The 19,862-nt window shown below is 71.6% G+C and carries 18 protein-coding genes and 1 pseudogene; 9 read left to right on the top strand and 10 right to left on the bottom strand.

What is annotated here, in order from left to right; all coding sequences use genetic code 11:
• Positions 1 to 126: 126 nt before the first annotated feature.
• On the bottom strand, positions 127 to 684 hold the full coding sequence (locus MXD62_RS01770; RefSeq protein WP_248827680.1) for a DUF5994 family protein: 558 nt from the start codon (positions 682 to 684) through the stop codon (positions 127 to 129).
• Positions 685 to 808: 124 nt separating this feature from the next.
• Here MXD62_RS01770 and MXD62_RS40020 point away from each other — a divergent pair.
• Positions 809 to 892 (top strand): annotated as a pseudogene (locus MXD62_RS40020) (hypothetical protein); the annotation flags it as partial.
• Between the two features lie 295 nt (positions 893 to 1,187).
• Here the strand turns inward: MXD62_RS40020 and MXD62_RS01765 are convergent.
• From MXD62_RS01765 to MXD62_RS01750, 4 genes are all read right to left on the bottom strand, one after another.
• Entirely contained in the window at positions 1,188 to 2,249 is a 1,062-nt protein-coding gene (locus MXD62_RS01765; RefSeq protein ID WP_248827679.1) for an acyl-CoA desaturase, read from the bottom strand.
• Positions 2,250 to 2,260: 11 nt separating this feature from the next.
• Positions 2,261 to 3,334 carry a ferredoxin reductase gene (locus MXD62_RS01760; RefSeq protein ID WP_248827678.1) on the bottom strand — a complete coding sequence of 358 codons (1,074 nt, stop codon included), beginning with the start codon at positions 3,332 to 3,334 and terminating at the stop codon, positions 2,261 to 2,263.
• 204 nt (positions 3,335 to 3,538) lie between these two features.
• Complete coding sequence (locus MXD62_RS01755) at positions 3,539 to 3,901, bottom strand: lipopolysaccharide assembly protein LapA domain-containing protein (protein WP_248827677.1); 363 nt, start codon at positions 3,899 to 3,901, stop codon at positions 3,539 to 3,541.
• Between the two features lie 149 nt (positions 3,902 to 4,050).
• On the bottom strand, positions 4,051 to 4,569 hold the full coding sequence (locus MXD62_RS01750; protein WP_248827676.1) for a hypothetical protein: 519 nt from the start codon (positions 4,567 to 4,569) through the stop codon (positions 4,051 to 4,053).
• A gap of 168 nt (positions 4,570 to 4,737) precedes the next feature.
• Here MXD62_RS01750 and MXD62_RS01745 point away from each other — a divergent pair, with 168 nt between their 5' ends.
• Both MXD62_RS01745 and MXD62_RS01740 read left to right on the top strand, forming a co-directional pair.
• Positions 4,738 to 5,199, top strand: a complete 462-nt coding sequence (locus tag MXD62_RS01745; protein WP_248827675.1) for a VOC family protein — start codon at positions 4,738 to 4,740, stop codon at positions 5,197 to 5,199.
• Between the two features lie 161 nt (positions 5,200 to 5,360).
• Entirely contained in the window at positions 5,361 to 5,579 is a 219-nt protein-coding gene (locus MXD62_RS01740; protein WP_020464378.1) for a hypothetical protein, read from the top strand.
• A gap of 310 nt (positions 5,580 to 5,889) precedes the next feature.
• Here the strand turns inward: MXD62_RS01740 and MXD62_RS01735 are convergent, their stop codons facing one another.
• Complete coding sequence (locus tag MXD62_RS01735) at positions 5,890 to 6,702, bottom strand: MerR family transcriptional regulator (RefSeq protein WP_248827674.1); 813 nt, start codon at positions 6,700 to 6,702, stop codon at positions 5,890 to 5,892.
• 153 nt (positions 6,703 to 6,855) lie between these two features.
• On the opposite strand from MXD62_RS01735, the gene MXD62_RS01730 reads away from it, so the two are divergent.
• Complete coding sequence (locus MXD62_RS01730) at positions 6,856 to 7,641, top strand: SDR family oxidoreductase (protein ID WP_248827673.1); 786 nt, start codon at positions 6,856 to 6,858, stop codon at positions 7,639 to 7,641.
• A gap of 52 nt (positions 7,642 to 7,693) precedes the next feature.
• Here MXD62_RS01730 and MXD62_RS01725 read toward each other — a convergent pair whose 3' ends face one another.
• A complete protein-coding gene (locus MXD62_RS01725) occupies positions 7,694 to 8,317 on the bottom strand; it encodes a hypothetical protein (protein ID WP_248827672.1) in 624 nt (207 codons plus the stop codon).
• Between the two features lie 144 nt (positions 8,318 to 8,461).
• On the opposite strand from MXD62_RS01725, the gene MXD62_RS01720 reads away from it, so the two are divergent.
• The 5 genes from MXD62_RS01720 (at position 8,462) to MXD62_RS01700 (ending at position 14,712) form a co-directional block, all read left to right on the top strand.
• A complete protein-coding gene (locus MXD62_RS01720; protein ID WP_248827671.1) occupies positions 8,462 to 9,151 on the top strand; it encodes a response regulator transcription factor in 690 nt (229 codons plus the stop codon).
• A 7-nt stretch (positions 9,152 to 9,158) separates the two neighbouring features.
• Positions 9,159 to 10,661 (top strand): ATP-binding protein, encoded by a 1,503-nt coding sequence (locus MXD62_RS01715; protein ID WP_248827670.1) that lies wholly within the window; start codon positions 9,159 to 9,161, stop codon positions 10,659 to 10,661.
• A 93-nt stretch (positions 10,662 to 10,754) separates the two neighbouring features.
• Positions 10,755 to 12,311 (top strand): cellulose binding domain-containing protein, encoded by a 1,557-nt coding sequence (locus tag MXD62_RS01710; RefSeq protein WP_248827669.1) that lies wholly within the window; start codon positions 10,755 to 10,757, stop codon positions 12,309 to 12,311.
• Between the two features lie 41 nt (positions 12,312 to 12,352).
• Positions 12,353 to 13,543 (top strand): glycoside hydrolase family 64 protein, encoded by a 1,191-nt coding sequence (locus MXD62_RS01705; protein ID WP_248827668.1) that lies wholly within the window; start codon positions 12,353 to 12,355, stop codon positions 13,541 to 13,543.
• A 116-nt stretch (positions 13,544 to 13,659) separates the two neighbouring features.
• Complete coding sequence (locus MXD62_RS01700; protein ID WP_248827757.1) at positions 13,660 to 14,712, top strand: GTP-binding protein; 1,053 nt, start codon at positions 13,660 to 13,662, stop codon at positions 14,710 to 14,712.
• Between the two features lie 34 nt (positions 14,713 to 14,746).
• On the opposite strand, the gene MXD62_RS01695 is transcribed toward MXD62_RS01700, so the two are convergent.
• The 3 genes from MXD62_RS01695 to MXD62_RS01685 all read right to left on the bottom strand — a co-directional run.
• The gene (locus MXD62_RS01695) at positions 14,747 to 15,667 is read right to left on the bottom strand and encodes an LLM class flavin-dependent oxidoreductase (RefSeq protein WP_248827667.1); all 921 of its coding nucleotides are present in this window, start codon (positions 15,665 to 15,667) and stop codon (positions 14,747 to 14,749) included.
• A 54-nt stretch (positions 15,668 to 15,721) separates the two neighbouring features.
• The gene (locus MXD62_RS01690) at positions 15,722 to 16,444 is read right to left on the bottom strand and encodes an EthD domain-containing protein (protein ID WP_248827666.1); all 723 of its coding nucleotides are present in this window, start codon (positions 16,442 to 16,444) and stop codon (positions 15,722 to 15,724) included.
• 22 nt (positions 16,445 to 16,466) lie between these two features.
• Positions 16,467 to 19,862, bottom strand: a 3,396-nt coding sequence (locus MXD62_RS01685; RefSeq protein WP_248827665.1) for a HAMP domain-containing protein, incomplete at its 5' end; no start/stop codon positions are given.

Here is a 19,862-nt window from a genome sequence, read left to right as displayed (position 1 = left end):
GTCGCGAACAGCGTCACATCCACCCTGTGCCCGAGCAGGCCCTCCGCGATGGTGCTGGCGACCTGCTTCCAGGGGCCGTAGTGCCGGGGCGGAGTGCGCCACGCGACGGCGCGAGTATCGCGATCTTCACGGCGCTCCGGACCGGGCGCCGAGCGGCACGGCGCCCGCGTGGCGCAGGATCTGGCCGGACGGCCCGGACAGCCCGCCGGCCGCGGCCATCCGGAGGACATCGGCTGCCACGTCCGCGGCCGTGTCGGGCGGGATCACGAGGAGAAAGAACCTGGGGCGGTTGCCGCCGTCCAGGGTGACCGTGTGCGGATCGAGGGTGCGGAACCAGCTGATCCGCACCGGTGGGCGGGTCGACCGGGGGAGCAGGCGGGGGATACCGGTCCAGATGTCACCGTTGACCGACAGTCGGCTGATCGTGTTACCGGCGGCGGACAGCGCCGCGACGAGCGCTGGAGCCTCACGGTCCAGCCGCCGGCTGTGTGGCCACCAGACTCCGTCGAAGGATCCGCGGCCGCCGGCGGGAGCGAGGGAGAGCCGTAGCCCACGGTCACCAGTGGAAGCTTCGGGGCGGGCGTCCGCCGAGGCCACGCGAAGCCGGGTCGGTGCGCCGCCGTCGTCGTCAAAACGCGCGAAATCGGCACGATCGAGGAAAGAAATCATCTGGCCTGCCGCCATGACGGCCACCTAACCCCGGCGATGAAGACCGCCGGCCGACCACGACCGGCGACGACATCGCTCGAGCGTCGACGTTCGTAAATAGCCGGTCTACTCACAACCGTACCACGGCGATTTCTCCCAGGCTGCAATGTTCTACCGAATGTTCTACCGAAGCCTGAGCCCGGTTGAGCGTACGCGTATTGCCGAGGCGTTCACCTTCGAGCTCGGCAAGTGTCGCGCCATCCGCTTGGGAAGCCCAGTGCGCCGGGGAAACCCAGCGTCCCGAGTCGCCAACGCCCGCGACCGTCCCGGCCGATGGCGATGCCGCATGGCAGCTGTAGCACCAGCGCGGCGAACCCGGGACTTCGCCGTCGGTCGGGACATCCGAGGGGCGCTCCGCTCGGCAGCGGCCGCGACAGCCCTCAGCGAGCGCCACAGCCGTGACTTGCCGTTCGCGCCGAGCCACAGTGTCTCGAGCTCGACCACGGAGCTCACCGGCGACCGCCGCAGCAGCCGGTTGTTCAGACGGGTCCGGGGAGCGAGAGCCGGATGACGCGCTTCCACACGTTGGCCGTCTGTCGCAGCAGTCCTCCGGTGGTGTACGGGAGGCCGAAGCGTTCGCAGAGGGCGCGTACCTGCGGGGCGAGCTGTGCGTACCGGTTGCTGGGTAGATCGGGGAACAGGTGGTGCTCGATCTGGAAACTCAGGTTCCCACTCATCAGGTGCAGGAGTGCCGGACCGTCGATGTTGGCTGAGCCCAGCACCTGCCGCACATACCACCCACCGCGGGTCTCCCCCTCGACCTGTTCCTCGGTGAAGACCTCCGCTCCCTCCGGGAAGTGACCGCAGAAGATGATTGTGTGTGCCCAGACGTTGCGGGTGACGTTCGCGGTGAGGTTGGCGAACAGGACGGGCAGGAACGCCGGGCCGGCCAGCAGCGGGAATGCCACGTAATCCTTGACCGCCTGCCGCCCGGCCTTGCGCAGCGACACCTGGAGCTGCGCCCACGTCTGGCCCCAGCTTTTCTCCCCCCGCCAGGCCTGTTCGATCTCGGTGTCGTACAGGGCGATCCCCCATTCGAAGACCGCCGCGAGCGCGAGATTATAGAGCGGCTGGGCGAGGTACGCGGGGTGCCAGCGCTGCTCCGACTGGACGCGCAGCAGGCTGTATCCGATGTCCCGGTCCTTGCCGAGGATGTTCGTGTAGGTGTGGTGCACGTAGTTGTGCGAGTGTCTCCACTGCGCGGCGGGTGACGCCGAGTCCCATTCCCAGGTGGTCGAGTGGATCTCGGGATCGCACATCCAGTCCCACTGGCCGTGCAGAACATTGTGCCCGATCTCCATGTTCTCCAGGATCTTGGCGGTCGCGAGCATCGTCGTGCCCGCCAGCCACGCCGGTGGCAGCAGAGAGGCGAACAGAACCACCCGCCCACCCATCTCCAGGCCCCGCTGGACGGCGATCACCCTGCGGATGTACCGGGCATCGTCTTCCCCTCGGCCGGCGAGAACCTCCTCCCGGAGCTGGTCGAGCGCGCGGCCGAACTCGTCGGTCTCGGCCGCGGTGAGTGCCGTCCGCCTGGCCATTGCCCACCCCTTCAAAGGTCGATCTCGACGTCGCCGGCCGCGCCCGACACGCAGGTCTGGACGAGTTCGCCCTGCGCACCGTGCTCCCGCCCGGTGCGCAGGTCCCGCACCCGGCCCGAGGTGAGCTGGGCCAGACAGCTGTGGCAGATACCCATGCGACAGCCGCTCGGCATGAGAACGCCGGCGTTCTCACCCACCGCCAGCAGCGATGTGTCGCCGCCAGCCTGAGCCTGCCGGCCACTCCTGGCGAACCGGACCCGCCCTCCGGTCCCGCCACCGGGCGCTCCGGCGAGACGGAACCGCTCCACCCTCAGGTGGTCCGCGATCCCCGCCCGACGCCACCAGGCCTCGGCGTCCGCGAGCATCCCTGGAGGTCCGCAGACCCAGGCCGGCCGTTCCGCCCAGTCCGGGCAGATCGCGGGCAGCGCCGCCATGGTGAGACGCCGGGCGGGCCCGCCGGGCACCCTGGTGTGGTGCTCGTGAAGCCGAAGGGTGGGGAACCGGGCCGCAAGCTCTCGTAGCTCGGTGCCGAAGATGACATCGTCCCGCGTCGGCGCCGAGTGCACGACGACCGCGTCCGGCATCTCGCCACCCCGCGCAAGGCCGCGCAGCATCGACATCACCGGCGTGATGCCGCTGCCAGCGGTCACGAACAGCAGCCGCGGCGGAAGCACCTGCGGCAGCACGAAACACCCCCGTGGTTTCTCCAGGCGCACAATCGCGCCGGGCGGGACCCGTTCCACGAGACGACCGGACAGCTTCCCGTCCGGGAGGGCCTTGACCGTGATCGAGATGACACCGTCGGGATCCCCCGGGGCCGAGGACACCGAGTAGGGGCGCCAGTGCCACACGCCGTCGACATTCACGCCGATCCGGACGTACTGACCCGCGCGATGCTCGTTCCAGCCCGCGCCGGGACGGATCACCAGCGTGGCGACGCCGGCGGCCTCCCGCCGGACAGCCTCGACCCGCCCCCGCAACCCGCGCCGCGACCAGAGCGGATCAATCAGTCCGAGGTAATCATCGGGCAGCAGTGGCGTGGTCAACGACGCCGCGGCATCCAACAGGATTCTTCCGACGGTCACACTGCTTTCTCCCGATTGCCGATTTTCGGGCGTGACGCTGACCTCGCCGGGAGCACGGAACAAGAAGAGAGCTTGCTCGGTGCGGTTTTCAGACCGATGCCTCACACCGGTGCCGGCGCGCCCGCTCGCTCGCCCGAACGCTACACCCGCGCGTCACCTTCCGCGACCAGGCGGCCCGCGTGCCGAACTCTCGCTCGTCGTCGGTCACGGTGGCGGCGGGATGTTCTCGGCCTTTCGGTGACGGCGTGCCACCCGGCGCAGTTGGACCATGCGACCCACACCGGGGATCGCGACCAGCAACGCCCCGCCGGCCGCGGCGAACAGCATCGCGACCGCGAGGGGCATGCTCCCGTCAGCGCCCAGGTACGACACCTTGACTCTCTGGCCGTTCTGCAGGATGAACACCAGCAGGAGAATCAGGACTATGACGAACAGAATCAGCGCCGTCCAGGTTCGACTTGTGCGGGTCGACCTCACGACGTGCTGATCGGCGAGCAACGGCGAGTCACCGACGGGGGGAGAGTCCGGGTCGGGCGGTCCCGGGCCTGCGGACGGAACAACATTCATGACGAGTTTCTACCCAGGTTCGGGAAATATAGACCAAAAATATTACAGGCCTCCCGCCGCGAGATTCCGCGGACAGTCCGCCAATCCGCTGGGGAAGCGGGAGACCAGCCGGGGACGAGTGGTGGGACGGGCCATACACGGTAGAACGATCACATGCGGTGGGAGAGTACGCCGAACGCCTCTTCGACCGCCTGCATCCGGAGGTCCTCGAGATCGTCAGCCTGCTGCCGGGCCCGGTCGAGCAGGTGATCGAGGAGTTGCGGGCTGAGCCCGTTGTCACCCGCCGCGACAGCCCGCAACGAGCGCCACAGCCGCGACTTGCCGTTCACGCCGAGCCACAGCGTCTCGAGCTCGACCACGGAGCTCATCGGCGACCGCCGCAGCAGCCGGTTGTTCAGCTTGAGCCGGCCCACCTTCTCCGCGAGCCGACCGAGCAACGCCTTGGTGCGCCGCCGCGGCACTCCCAGATCCTTCATGATCTGCAGCAGCGCCGTCCGATCCCGCGCTATCTCAGCGGCCACGTGCGCGAGCGCGGGGCCGGAGGGAGTGCCCTGGTGCACCCGCGCGATCCGGGACGCTAGATCGACCCCCGCGCCGGCACCGGCCAAATGGTCATTCAGGTAGGTACCGAGTAGACGCGGGTCCGGTTCGCTGGTCACGTCTCCCATGCCATCGGGCTGCCCGCTGGTCAGCGACCCAAGCCACCGGGCCGACCGACGGGCCGGGCAGCCCGCCGAGCGCCGGGGTGTGTGCGGGGGCGATCACAGCCGTGTGCGGGACGATGTCGGCGGCGGAAGGCCGTGTCGTCACCCACCCGCCAGCAGAGGAGCAACCCGATGAGTCGCCACATCCAGGTCACCTTCGACGCCCACGACCCGCGGGCGCTGTCGTCCTTCTGGCGCGACGCGCTGGGCTACGTCCACCCCGGCCCGCCCGGAGTCGACCTGCCCGAGGGCGCCGACCCGCTGGCCGCCTGGGACGACTTCCTCGCGCGGGCCGGCGTCCCGCCCGAGCAGCGCAACACGAGATCGGCCATCGAGGACCCGGACGGACCCGGCCCACGGCTGTTCTTCCAGCAGGTGCCGGAGGACAAGGTCGCCAAGAACCGCGTCCACCTCGACGTCCGGGCGGCTCCCGGGCTACAGGGCGACGAGCGGATGGCGGCGCTGGAGGCCGAGTGCGACCGGCTCGTCGCGCTCGGCGCCAAGCGGGTAAGCCGCCACGAACCCACTCCCCCAATGGGCGCCGGCCACATCGTGATGACCGACCCCGAGGGCAACGAGTTCTGCCTGGACTGAAAGCGATCCCGCGCCTCCCCGCGTTCGGGGGGAACCCTACGGGCTAACTAGTCCAGGGGGATCCGACACACCATGACCGTAGAGACGACGAGGGCCGGAACACGACAACGGGGGCCCGAGCGCGACAACGGGAACGGGGGGCGACGGTGAGCCCGAGTGTGATGACGGCGGCTATCGAGGCCGGGCTGGCACGGCTGGTGAACATCCGGGGTTCGATCATCCCGTCGGAGGTGTGGGCGCTGGTGGTACCCGGCGCGGGGGTGATGGCACCGTTCGTAGACCTCGACGCACTCGAACAATACGTCCACGACCAGGGAATTCCCGCGGACGGGTATGTCGCGCTGCCGTTCGTCGGCCTGGGCCAGATCGCGACCTTGTAAGCCCCGCCCCCCGCATCGCGCCCCGTGCGGCCCGACCTGGGCCACGGTTCACCGACTGGACGAGGTCGAGGCCTTCATCGACGGTGGTATAGCCGAGCGTGCGGTAGAGGAACGCGATGTCCTCGGCGTCAGCTTCGACGCGAGACGCAAACAGTTTCATTAACCGCCAGGGCTTCACGGGAACCCAGGTGCCCCGCAAGGCAGGTGCCTGTCCACGCACCGACTGATCGTGACGCCCACCAGCGGCGACGGCGTCTGGGCAGACCGGGATCTGACCGGCCCGGGCCGCGGGCACGCCGTCCCGCCGTGGTCAGGATGGCACGAGGCGGAAGATGGGCCAGCCGATCTCGGTGCGCCAGGACCGCGGCGCGGGATCGTCGCGCGGGCCGGTCAGGTAGGTCTCGTGGACGGGGCCGTCGACGGCGAGGGCGTGGTCGACCACCCAGGCGCCCAGCCGACCGTAGGTGACGTCGATGTCGTCGTGGGCGCCGTGGTGGACGGCGGTGGCCAGCTCGACGGCCGGCAGGGTCCGCGGGGTGACGCGGCCCCGCGTCGGTGGGTCGGCGGACGGCCGGTAGACCAGAACCGTGCCACGGCCGGCGGTGAACAGCTCGTTGTCGAAGCAGCCGCCTGGCGGGCCGAGCCGATCGTGCCCCGCCAGGGCCGCGTCGAGCTCGGTCATCGCCTCGGCGTACCACGCCAGGACATCGTCGTGGTCGACGGTGCCGCTGATCGCGGCTACGGTCCGGGCCGGGACGGAACGCAGCCGTATCTCCAGCTCCGCGACGTCCGGCCGCAGCAGCTGGCGCAGCGAGGCGACGGCGGCCCGGGTGCGGTCGAGCTCGGCCTCCAGCCGCTGGAGATGTCCGGCGACCAGCTCGGCCCGCGCGCCCGGGTCCTCGTTGGCGAGGATCCGGGCGACGTCGGCCAGCGGCATGTCCAGCTCCCGCAGCCGGTGGATCACCTGGGCGGACGGGATCTGCTCGGCGGTGTAGTACCGGTATCCGCTGTGCGGGTCGACCGACGAGGGCTCCAGCAGGCCGCTGTCGTGGTAGCGGCGCAGCGTCCGCACGCTCAGGTGTGTCAGCTGCGCGAACTCGCCGATGGTCAGTCCTGGCCGCATCCCCGCACTGTGCACCTTCGCCGGAGAGCGGGCCAAGCGGCGGCCGGACGGCCGTCCGGCCGCCGCGCGTGGTTTGACCCTCTCCCGGCGGGAGGCTCGACGGTGGCCGCATGACGAATCAGATCGGAGCAGATCAGATCAGGGTGGGCCGCCATGACCATCAGTGACCGGCTCGACGGTCGCCGCGCGCTGGTCACCGGAGCCAGCAAGGGCACCGGCGCCGCCATCGCCGACCGGCTCCGCGAGGCCGGCGCGATCGTGCTGGCCACCGCCCGCACCCGCCCGCCCGGCCAGGCCGGGCCGGACCTGTTCATCCCCGCCGACCTCACCACCGCCGAGGGCGTCGCCGCCGTCGTCGACCAGGTGCGGAACCGGTTCGGCACGCTGGACATCGTCGTGCACACCCTCGGCGGATCACAGGCCCCACCCGGGGGTTTCGCCGCTCTCACCGACCAGCACTGGGACCACGAGCTGCGTCTCAACCTGCTCGCCGCCGTCCGGCTGGATCGTGCCCTGCTGCCGGCGATGATCGATGCCGGCGGCGGGACGGTGGTGCACGTGTCGTCCATCCAACGGCGAATGCCGCTGTACGAGGCGACCCTCGGCTACGCGGCGGCCAAGGCCGCGCTCACCACCTACAGCAAGGGCCTGGCCAACGAGGTCGGTCCGCGTGGCGTTCGGGTGAACGTCGTGTCCCCCGGCTTCATCCAGACCGCCGGCGCCGACGGTCTGATCGATCGCATCGCAGCGAGCCAGGCCATCTCCCGCGGGCAGGCGCTGGAGCAGGTCATGGATTCCCTCGGCGGCATCCCACTCGGCCGCCCCGCGCAGCCCACCGAGGTCGCCGAACTCGTTGCCTTCCTCGTGTCCGACCGTGCGGCCGCCATCACCGGCGCCGAGCACACCGTCGACGGCGGCACCGTGCCGACCGTCGGCTGATCATCCGCCCGGCCTGGCCCGGGGCGCCGGGTGCCGCGGGCCAGGCCGGGGTTCAGGTGATCTGGACGCTGGGTGGATGTCCGTTCCAGGTGACGAAGCACGAGGACGTCCTGCCGTCGCGACTGAAGTCGACCCGCAGCCACCCCTCGGCCTGCCACGCCTGCACCTTCCAGCCGACGTCCGGCGTCGCGGACACCAGGCGGGCCGAGACGTCGGTGGTCTCGATCACCACTCGTCCGCCGTCAAGCTGGTAGCTCTGCGCGGTGGCTGTGGCTGTGGCGGTGCCGGCGGGTGCGGGGGCCACGGGCGGCGGCGCGGTCACGGGGCCGGTAGGCGGCGGCGCTGCGGCCGGGAGGGCCGTTGCCCGCGGTCGCGACGTCGGCGGGGCGGATGCGCTGGGCAGCGCGGTCGACGACAGGGTGGACGTCGCCGACGGCACCGCCGTCCCAGCAGGCACCGCCGTCCCGGACGGCGCCACCGTCGCGGACGGCGACAGCCCCGGGGGCGGGTTGACCGACGGGAGCGGCGGGACGTCCGGCGGGTCGATGGCGACGGCTGACGACGGCGTGGCGAAGGTGTCGCCCGCGAGTACCCCGTTGACGGCGAACCAGGACAGGGTGACGGCCAGCGCGGTCGCGACCACCCAGGCGGCCAGGCGGAGCAGAGTCCAAGCCATAGCGGTGCGATATTGCCACATTCGCCCTGTTCAGGTATCGACGCATCGTCAGGTACCGACACGTCGTCAGTTACCGACACGTCGTACCGCCGCCGCCCGAGAGGAGCCACACCGATGACTCCGCAGGCGACCGGGTAGCCGGGCGTGGCGACGATCCTGGTTGTCGAGGACGACCCGTACGTGCGTGCCGCGCTGGTGCGGCACCTGTCCAGCGCCGGGCACGCGGTGCGCAGCGTCGGCGCGGCGCTCGACGCGCTGCGCGAGGTGACGCAGGTCGGCTGCGACCTCGTCGTGCTCGACCTGGGCCTGCCCGATCTGGACGGCGCGGCCGCACTGCGGATGCTGCGCGGCGTCAGCGACGTCCCGGTGGTGGTCGCGACGGCGCGCGGTGACGAGCCGGCGATGGTCCGGCTGCTGCACAGCGGTGCCGACGACTACCTGGTGAAACCGTTCTCGCCGGAGCATCTCGACGCGCGTGTCACCGCCGTGCTGCGCCGCACGAGTCCGGCCGCCGTCACCGGCCGGGTACCGGCGTTCCGGGTGGGTGAGCTGGTGGTCGACCCCCGGCAGCGCACGGCGGTGCTGGACGGGCGGGATCTCGACCTCACCCGGCGCGAGTTCGACCTGCTGGCCTACCTGGCCGCCCGCCCCGGCGACGTGGTGCCGCGCCGGGAGCTGCTGGCCGCCGTGTGGCAGCAGGCGTACGGCGGCGACCAGACGATCGACGTCCATCTGTCGTGGCTGCGCCGCAAGCTCGGGGAGACCGCCGCCCGGCCGAAGTACCTGCACACGGTGCGTGGCGTCGGGGTCAAGCTCGAGGCGCCTCGGCCGTGAGAGCACGATGAGGTGGGCGCTCGCCAAGGTGTCGATCGCGGTGACCACGATGGTGGCGCTGGCGTTCCTCGTCCCGCTGGTGCTGACGGTCCAGCGGACGGCGCACGACCGGGCGTTCACCGATGCCGAGCGCCAGGCCGCCGAGCTCGGGCCGGCCCTGGCGATCACCACTGACCAGGCGGCGCTGGGCCGGGCCCTCGCCAGCACGCGCGGCGGGGCGGAAGGACTGGTCGCGGTGCACGTGCCGGCACCCGCCCAGGCGCCGCCGCCCGGCGAAGCGCCGTCAGCGGCACAGGCGACGGCGCCGGCTCCAGGACGTCCGCCGGCGCTGGTTGCCGTCGGGCGGTCGCGGGCCGGGGCGGCGGAGCTGGCCGCGGTGGCGAGTGCCGGTAGTTCCTCGGTGGTGGCGGTGCCGGGCGGGTCCGTTCTGCTGCGGCCGGTCGCGGTCGCCGACGCGCGGATCGCGGTGATCGAGGTGTTCGTGCCCGAGGCCGAGCTCGGCCGGGGCGTGGCGAGGGCGTGCCTGGTCCTCGGGGGTGTCGCCGCGGCGCTGGTGCTGGCCTCGGTGCTGGTCGCGGACCGGCTGGGCACCCGCATCGTGCGGTCGGCGCGCGGGCTCGCCGGCGCCGCCCGGGAACTGGGCTCGGGTGACCTGACCGCCCGCGCACCGACGTCCGACCGGGCGGCTCCCGCCGAGCTGCACGAGGCGGCCGCCGCCTTCAACGCGATGGCGGACCGGGTGCGCCAGCTGCTCGCGGCCGAGCGGGAACGGGCCGCCGACCTCTCCCACCGGCTGCGCACCCCGCTGACCGTGCTGCGGCTCAACACGGCCGCCCTCGGCGGCGGCAGTGGCGGTAGCGGTGACGGCGACGCCGCTGCCATCGCGGCGGCGGAGGCGACCCGGCACGCGGTGGCGCAGCTCGAGCACGAGGTCGACTACGTCATCCGCGCCGCCCGGGCGCTCGGTGACGAGCAGGTGGCGGCGCGGCGCTGCGACGCGGCCGACGTCGTGCGCGACCGCGCCGACTTCTGGTCCGCGCTGGCCGAGGACCAGGGGCGCGGGTGGGCGGTGTCCGGCGTCGATCGGCCGGCGCCGGTGCCGGTGGCGCGCGCCGAGCTGGCGACCGCGCTGGACGCGTTGCTCGGCAACGTGTTCCGGCACACCGCCGAGGGTGTGGCGTTCGCGGTCGAGCTGCGGCTGACCGACCACGCCGTCTGGGTGCGCGTGCTCGACGCCGGCCCGGGGGTCGTCGACCCCGCGGCGGCGCTGCGCCGGGGCGGCGGGGCCGGGGGCGCGGGCTCGACCGGGCTGGGGCTGGACATCGCCCGGCGGGTGGCCGAGTCGACCGGCGGTGAGCTGACGATCGGCCGGTCCCAGCTCGGTGGCGCCGAGGTGCGGATGCGCCTGCGCACGTCGTCCACCCGCCCGCCGGACGGCCGTGGACGCCGCATGCGCCACCGCCGTGGCTTCCGGGCCCGCAGCCGGGGTGCATCCCTAAGCGGGTCTTAAGAGCGTTTCTGCGCTGCCTCAGCAGGGCCGGTCGGCGGCGCGCCCGCAACTAGCGTCCTGCCGCAATTCGCCATTGCGGGAGGTATGTACGCCATGTCGCCTTTGCGAGGTCGGCACCGACGCCGTCGTCGTCAGATCATTTCGGGTACCGCGGCCCTGCTCACCCTTGGCGGTGCGGTCGGCCTGGCCGTGGTGGTGCCCGGCACCGCGGACGCCGCCGGCCTCGACGCCGCGTACAGCCGCACCAGCGACTGGGGCACCGGCTACTCCGCCCAGTATCAGGTCACCAACTCCGCGGACTCGCCGGACGGCTTCACCCTCGAGTTCGACCTGCCGGACGGCGCGACCCTCACCTCGCTGTGGAACGCCGCCTACCAGGTGGACGGCCGGCACGTGACCGTCACCCCGCCGGCCTGGCAGACCACACTCGCGCCACGGGAGTCGGTCGACGTCGGCTTCGTCATCGCCGCTCCGGGCGGCGCCACCGACCCCCTCGGATGTCGGATCAACGGCGAGGACTGCACGCCCGGCTCCGGCAACGGCGACTCGGCCCCGGAGCCCGAACCCTCGGCCACCGGGCCGGCCGCACCGTCGTCCCCGCCGCCGAACGCGTCGCCGACCGAACCGGCCACGCCACCCGCTTCGACCACCGCGCCGCCGGCACCGCCGTCCCCATCGGCACCGCCGTCCCCATCGGCACCGCCGTCGAACGGCTCCGGTGGCTCCGGCGGCCCGGGCGGGTTCGCGCCGTACGTCGACACCTCGCTGTACCCGCCGTTCGACCTGGTCGCGGCGGCGCGGACCGCCGGCCTGCGTGATGTCACGCTGGCCTTCGTCGTGGCCGGTGGAGGCGGCTGTACGCCGAAGTGGGGCGGGGTCAGCGACCTCACCATGGACGGCGTGCCCGGCCAGATCGGCCGGTTCCGTGAGCTGGGCGGCGACGTCCGGGTGTCGTTCGGCGGGGCGTCCGGTACCGAGCTCGCCAGTGCCTGCGGCAGCGCGGGCGACCTGGCGGCCGCGTACCGCAAGGTGGTCGACGTCTACGGGGTGACCCGCCTCGACTTCGACGTCGAGGGCGGCACGTTGCCGGACGCCGCCGCGAACACCCGGCGCGCCCAGGCGATCGCCCAGCTTCAGCGGGAGGCCGCGGCCGGGGGCCGGCCGCTGGAGGTCTCGTTCACGCTGCCGGTGCTGCCGTCCGGCCTGACCCAGGCCGGCGTGGACCTGCTGGCCAACGCCCGGGAGAACGGCGTGACGGTGAACGCCGTCAACATCATGGCGATGGACTACGGCGACGGCGCCGCGCCGAAGCCGGCGGGCCGGATGGGCCAGTACGCCATCGACGCCGCCACCGCGACCCAGGTCCAGGTCAAGGGCGTGTTCGAGCTGTCCGACGCGCAGGCGTGGGGGCGGGTGGCCGTCACCCCGATGATCGGTGTGAACGACGTCGCCAGCGAGGTGTTCACCCTGGCCGACGCGCGGCAGCTGGTGCGGTTCGCGTCCGAGGTCGACCTCGCCTGGCTGTCGATGTGGTCGCTGACCCGCGACCAGCCCTGCCCCGGCGGGCCGGTGCCGTACGCGCAGCCGACCTGCGGCGGCATCGAGGCACAGCCGTTCGAGTTCACCCGCGCCTTCAGCGCCGCCCAGTGAGAAGCCGCCCAGTGAGAAGCCGCGCAGTGAAGGGGATCGCCATGCCGAACCGCCGCACGTTCCTGCTGGGGGCGTCCGCCGCCGTCGCGGGTACCGCCGGAGGCGCCGCGTGGGCCGCCGCCGGCAGCCGGGAGCGCGCCGCGCTCGCCGCCGGGGCGGGCCTGCCGCTGACCGTGGTCAACCACACCTACCGGTACGCCAACAACCAGATCTGGCTCTACGTCGTCGGCACCGACCTGATCACCGGCCGCCAGGTGTACGCCCGCCGGGACGGCGGCCTCGCCCAGGTCTCACTCGCGGACAACGGACCGGACGGTTTCGCCGACCTCTCCATCCCCCTGGTAGCGGACGGCGACACGCAGTTCGTCGTCCCGAACGGGATGTCCGGACGGATCTACGTGTCGACCGGTTCGAAGCTGCGCTTCAAGGTCGTGGTCGACGGCGCGGGCAACGCGGCGCTCCAGCACCCGGCCGGCTGGGTGCGCGCCGACCCCAGCTTCGGCGTGGTGCACGACTTCGTCGAGTTCACCCACAACGACGCCGGCATGTTCTGCAACACCACGGCGGTCGACATGTTCAGCGTGCCGATGGCCATCGGGCTGCGCGGCAGCGCCGACCAGACGACCGGACGGCTGGCGGCGGGCGGCCGGGCCGCCGTCTTCGACGCGATGCGGGCACACCCGGTGTTCGCCCCGCTGGTCGTCGACGACGCTGACCGGCAGGGCGTCCGGGTGATCGCGCCGGGCCACGGGCTGGAGGCCGGCATCTTCCCCACCACCTACTTCGACGGCTACATCGACGCGGTGTGGAACCAGTACACGTCGCGCCAGCTCACGGTGGACGTCGGAACGGGCACCCGGGTCGGCACGGTGAGCGGCGGCCTGCTGCGCTTCGACGGCGGGGTCGCGCCGTTCGTCCGGCCGAGCACCCGCGACGTCCTGTTCTGCGACGGCGCGCTCGCGGCGCCGAACGACGGCGTCACCGGGCCGGTGGCCGCCGTGCTGGGAGCCGGCTTCAACCGTTCGACGCTGCTCACCCAGCCGGCCCAGCCGGCGACCGACCCCGCGGGCTTCTACCGCGACCCGACGACCAACCACTACGCCCGGGTCCTGCACGAGCACAGCGCGGACGGCCGAGCGTACGGATTCGCCTTCGACGACGTCGCCGGCTTCGCCTCCTACATCCAGGACACCGCGCCGACGTCCGCCACCCTGTGGCTCACGCCCTTCTGACCGCCGACGGCCGTCGCTGGCAGCCCGGGTGGACGGTCCTCGTAGCCTGAGTCCGGAAATCCGTGGGACCAGTCGATACGGATGGCTGGCCGCGGCGCGGGAGGAGGCGGGTGGGAATGGTCGTGCGGGTGCCCGTGATCGCGCTGACCGGATACCTGGGTGCCGGCAAGACAACGGTGCTCAACCACCTGCTCCAGGCCCCTGGCGCACGCCTTGGGGTCGTGGTCAACGACTTCGGGGCGATCAACGTGGACGCCGCGCTGGTCTCCGGTCAGGTGGACCAGCCGGCCTCGATCGCGGGCGGCTGCCTGTGCTGCCTGCCGGACACGGACGGCCTGGACCAGGCGCTGGAGAAGCTGAGCCATCCCCGGCTGCGACTGGACGCGGTGATCGTGGAGGCCAGCGGCGTCGCCGACCCGCCGGCGCTGGCCAGGCTCATCCGGTTCAGCGGTGTGGACCGCGTGCGCCCCGGCGGTCTCGTCGACGTGATCGACGCCCCCGCCTACTTCGACACCGTCGACACGGGCGGGCTGCCGCCGGCCCGGTTCGCGTCCGCCTCGCTCGTCGTCATCAACAAGACCGACCGGATCCCGCCGGCGCGGCGTGCCGAGACGTTGGCGCGGATCACCGGCCGGGTGCGCGAGAGCAACCCGCACGCCCACGTCATCGACACGACGCACGGCCGCGTCGACCCGGTGCTCGTGTTCGACGCCGCGAACCCGTACGACCCGGTCGACGAACTCCCGCTCGCGGCCCTGGCCCGGCACGACCACGAAGACGGTCACGACCCGCACCCGCGGGTCGACGCGGTGACCGTTCCCGCCGCCGGTCCGATCGATCCCGGCCCGCTGGTCGACCTGCTCGAGGATCCCCCCGCGAACGTCTACCGGCTCAAGGGCACCGTGACCGTGGAGACGGCGCGGGGACCGCGCGGCTATGTGGTCAACGTCGTCGGACGGGAGATCAACGTCGCGACCAGGCCCGGCGCTGTCAGGCCCGGCGCTGTCAGTCCCGCGGCGGACGATGCCAGCGGTCTGGTCGCGATCGGCATGCGTCTCGACCAGGCCGCCGTCCGCGCCCGTCTCGAGGCGGCCCTCCAGCCGTGCCCCGGTCGCCCCGCCGCGGACGGGGTCCGCCGCCTCGCCCGCTACCGGCGCCTGAGCACCTGAGCGGCCGCCGCTCCCTGCGATGTCTCAGGGCGTCCTAGGAGAAGGCCTTCACCTGTGGAAGTACCTCCCCAGCCAGCATGCTCACCTGCTCGAGGTAGCCCTCGCCCTGATCGGCCGGTGCCAGGACGAGCTCAGTGCAGCCGGCCGCCCAGTAGCGGTGCAGCTGCTCGACAACCTCGCCCGGCCTGCCGGCGGCGAACAGCCGCGCCGGGAACCCGGCCTCGGAGTCGGTGATCTTCGCCCACGCGGCCGCGGCGCTCACCGCGGCACCACCTGACGGATCCACGTGTACCGGGACGAGCATTCCAGTCGTGAAAGGGATCTCGACCCGCCCCAGCTTCTCCCGATGCTCGAGCAGAAAGGCCCGGCGCCGCGCGAAACTGTCGGGGGCGAGGAGATAACCGATCCAGCCGTCTCCGTACGTCGCCGCCCGGCGCAGCGACACCTCTTTCCAGCCCGCGAGGAGGAATGGGACGTCCGGCGCGCCCGGCGCGATTGTCACGTCCGGACGCCGCGTGCCCGATCTCAGCAGCGACTGCACCTGGCCGAGAACCGACTCCATGCGACGTCCGCGCTCCGGCAGCGCGACACCCGCCACCTCGAACTCGCCGGGGTATTCGCCCCCTACGCCGACTCCGACGCGCAGGCGGCCCGGAGCGAACGCCGCCAGTGTTCCGAGCTGTTTCGCCAGGGCCACGGGATTCCGCAGGCCCATGAGCATCACGCACGGCCCGAACGAAACCCGCTCGGTCCGCGCCGCCACGACGGAAAGGGTGACGACCGACTCCAGCATCGGATGCGGGTGCAGCAGGTGATCGCCGATGTAGACGCCGTCGAAACCGGCCGCCTCCGCCCGCCGGGCCGCCTCGACCACCCGCGCGGTGTCGACCGCGCCCGTGTCCGGGTTCGCCACCGTGGGAAGCATCAGACCCACCGCCGGGCCGGTGGTCGTCACCGGCTCACCGGCCGTTGCCGAGCAGCGGTGGGAGCGGGCGGGCCGAGGGCCGGGCTACGCGGCGGGATCGGGCCACAGGACCTCCTCGCGGACCGCGACGAACCAGGACTCCCGGACCAGGTCGTCCTCGTTCCCGGCAAGGTTCTCCGCGAACCACGCGATCCGCGCGCGCAGGTCGTCGAGATTGTCGAAATAGACCTCGTTCACGGCGTCGTACGGCCAGTCGCCCACGTCCCGCGGCAACGGATGGTTCTGCATATATGCCTGCCCGCGGGCCACCGGGGGAATCGGCACCGCCCCGACCAGGCCCGCGCGATTCCGCCAACGGTCGAAGAATTCCGCCTGGGTGAGGCCCGCCGCGCGCGTCGCGAGAGCCATGTGCTTCAGGCTCTCACCGCCGTCCCGCCGCCGCCGTGAAAGCCATTCCTCACCGCGCATCACGTGCTCGCGGGCCACCACAATGCCGCTGGCATCCCGTTCGACCGCGCGGCCGAGCAGTTCGTCGGCCACTGCGCCCTCCGGTGACGCCAGCCATAACTCGAACCGCTTCAGATGCTCCTCGTCGTCGAACCACTCCTGGCCGACGGCGTCATGACGCGGTTCGGGCGTGACCTCGTCCAGCACGATTCCCGCGGTCACCCGGGAGGGCCGGACGTCCGGCGGCGCGGCCGCGGCGGCACCCATGGCGGCGCGCCAGGCGGGCACGAAATCGTCCGGTGCGCACGTCCGGGTGACCAGTAATATCCGCTTGATCATTAATCTCCTATAGTCGGTCAACCGAGCCGCGGGATCGACCACTTCACCCGGCGCCCAGCCCTCCCGCCCGCCGCCCGCCGACGCCCGAACCGGTGACCAGCCTCGTTCGGATGCAGGCGAGGAGCTCGTCGACGTCGACGGGCTTGGTGATGTAGTCGGTCGCGCCGGCGTCGAGGCACTTCTGCCGGTCGTCGGGCATGGCCTTCGCGGTGACGGCGATGATCGGCAGATCCGCGATCCGCGGCATGGTGCGGATCGCGGTCATGGTCGTGTAGCCGTCCATCTCGGGCATCATGACGTCCATCAGGACCAGGTCGATGCTCGGATCGGACTGCAGCATCTCGATGCCCCGGCGACCGTTCTCGGCGTGGATCACGTTCAGCCCGTAGAGCTCGAGGATGCTGGTGATGGCGAAGACGTTGCGCACGTCGTCGTCCACCACCAGCACCGTGCGCCCGGTCAGCTGGTCGTTGTTGTAGGCCGCCTGCCGCGGCGGACGCCGGTCGTCCCCGGGCATGGCGCTCGGCGGGCCGGGCACGACGGCGGGCGGCGCGGGGGCGGCGAGGGCGGACGGCGCGCCGACGGGGCGCGGGTCGCCTGACGAACGCCCGGTGTCGCTCAGGGCCTGCGTGCGGCGGGGCCGAGGAACCATCTCGGGCTCAGTCGGCGGCGGGGGAGCCAGCGGCAGCCGCAGGCTGAAGGTGCTGCCCCTGCCGAACTCGCTGCGGGCCTCGATCTCGCCGCCGAGGAGGGCGGCGACCTCACGGCAGATGGACAGGCCGAGGCCGGTGCCGCCGTAGCGGCGGCTGGTGGTGCCGTCGCCCTGCTGGAACGCCCCGAAGATGCGTTCGAGGTTCTCCTCGGCGACACCGACGCCGGTATCGGTGACCTTGAAGGTGACGCCGGGGGTGGCCGGTGACAGGTCCCCGCCCGGGGTGGTGACGATGGCGAGTTCGACGCTGCCGCGCTCGGTGAACTTCACCGCGTTGGAGAGCAGGTTGCGCAGCACCTGCGCGAGGCGGTGCTGATCGGTGAGGAGATCGGCCGGTATGCCGGGGGCGAGGTCCACGGTGAACCGCAGGCCCTTCTCCGCGGTGATCGGCGAGAAGGTGCTCTTCATGTCCTCGGCGAGATCACGCAGAACGACCCGTTCCAGGTGGATGTCCATCTTCCCGGCCTCGACCTTGGAGAGGTCGAGAATGTCGTTGATCAGCTGAAGGAGATCCGAGCCGGCGGTGTGGATGACGTGGGCGTACTCCACCTGCTTGGCAGTGAGGTTGCGGCTCGGGTTCTGCGCCAGCAGGCGGGCGAGAATCAGCAGGCTGTTCAGTGGTGTGCGCAGCTCGTGCGACATGTTCGCCAGGAACTCGGACTTGTACTTGGAGGCGAGCGCCAGCTGCCGGGCGCGTTCCTCCAGCTCCTGGCGGGCCTGTTCGATCTCGGCGTTCTTGACCTCGATGTCGTGGTTCTGCCTGGCCAGCAGGGTGGCCTTCTCCTCCAGCTCCGCGTTGGAGAGCTGGAGGTCCTCCTGGCGGGACTGCAGCTCCTCGGACCGGGCCTGCAGCTCGCCCGCGAGCCGCTGGGACTCCTCGAGCAGCGCGTCCGTCCGCGAGTTCGCGATGATCGTGTTGACGTTGACGCCGATCGTCTCCGTCAGCTGGTTCAGCAGGTCGAGGTGGACCTGGGTGAACGGGGTGAAGGAGGCGAGCTCGACGACGCCGAGCACCTGGTCCTCGAACAGGATCGGCAGCACGATCAGCGTCACCGGGGTCGCCTCGCCGAGGCTGGAGGCGATCTTCAGGTAGTCGGCGGGGGTGCGGGCCACGATGGACCGTTTCGTCCGCGCCGCCTGCCCGACGAGCGACTGGCCGAACTCGAACCTGCGCGGTATGTCGGGGGTGGGCCGGTACCCGTAGCTCGCGATGAGGGTGAGCGCCGGGGCGTCCACACCGGCGTCGGCGAGGAAGAAGGTGCCGTGCTGCGCGTCGAGCATCGGGGTCAGCTCGTCGATGACCAGCTGCGCGACGGTCTCCAGCTCGCGGTGGCCCTGCATGAGCCCGGCGATGTGGGCGAGGCTGGTCTTCAGCCAGTCCTGTTCGTGGTTGGCGCGGGTGGTCTCGCGCAGGGAGCGGACCATCGCGTTGATGTTGTCCTTGAGCTCGGCGACCTCGCCCTGCGCGTCGACCGTGATCGACCTGGTCAGGTCGCCGGTGGCGACCGCGCTGGTGACGGCGGCGATGGCCCGGACCTGGCGGGTGAGGTTCCCGGCGAGCTCGTTGACGTTCTCGGTCAGGCGCTTCCAGGTGCCGGAGAGTCCCTCGACCTCCGCCTGGCCGCCGAGGATGCCGTCCGTGCCGACCTCGCGGGCGACCCGGGTGACCTCGGCCGCGAACGAGGAGAGCTGGTCCACCATCGTATTGATGGTCGTTTTCAGTTCGAGGATCTCGCCGCGGGCGTCGACGTCGATCTTCCTGGTCAGGTCACCGCGGGCGACGGCCGTGGTGACCTGGGCGATGTTGCGGACCTGGCTGGTGAGGTTGTTCGCCATGAAGTTGACGTTGTCGGTCAGGTCCTTCCAGGTGCCGGAGACACCCTTGACGCTCGCCTGGCCGCCGAGGCGGCCGTCGGTGCCGACCTCGCGGGCGACCCGGGTGACCTCGTCCGCGAAGGCGCCGAGGGTGTCGACCATGGTGTTGATGGTGGAGGCGAGCGCCGCGACCTCACCCTTCGCCTCCACCGCGATCTTCTGCGAGAGATCACCCCGGGCGACGCCGGTGGCCACCTGGGCGATGGAGCGCACCTGGGCGGTCAGGTTCGAGGCCATCACGTTCACGTTGTCGGTCAGGTCCTTCCAGGTCCCCGACACACCGCGGACGTTGGCCTGGCCGCCGAGATTGCCCTGGGTGCCGACCTCCCGGGCCACCCGGGTCACCTCGTCCGCGAAACCCGAAAGCTGATCGACCATCGTGTTGATGGTCTCCTTCAGCTCCAGAATCTCGCCCCGGGCGTCGACGCGGATCTTCTGGGAGAGGTCACCCCGCGCGACCGCCGTCGTCACCTGCGCGATGGAACGCACCTGGTCGGTGAGGTTGCCGGCCATGACGTTGACGGATTCGGTGAGGTCGCGCCAGGTACCCGACACACCTTTGACGTCCGCCTGACCACCGAGACGACCGTCGGTGCCGACCTCCCGGGCCACCCGCGTCACCTCGTCCGCGAAACCCGAAAGCTGATCGACCATCGTGTTGATGGTCTCCTTCAACTCCAGAATCTCGCCCCGGGCGTCGACGCGGATCTTCTGGGAGAGGTCACCCCGCGCGACCGCCGTCGCGACCTGCGCGATGGAACGCACCTGGCTGGTCAGGTTGCCGGCCATGACGTTGACGGATTCGGTGAGGTCGCGCCAGGTACCCGACACACCTTTGACGTCCGCCTGACC

It is taken from the genome of Frankia sp. Mgl5, from assembly GCF_023242985.1.
GTDB classification, from domain to species: Bacteria; Actinomycetota; Actinomycetes; order Frankiales; family Frankiaceae; genus Parafrankia; species Parafrankia soli.
The sequence above is the reverse complement of the archived record's forward strand: the minus strand, read 5'-3'. Positions and strand labels throughout refer to the sequence as shown.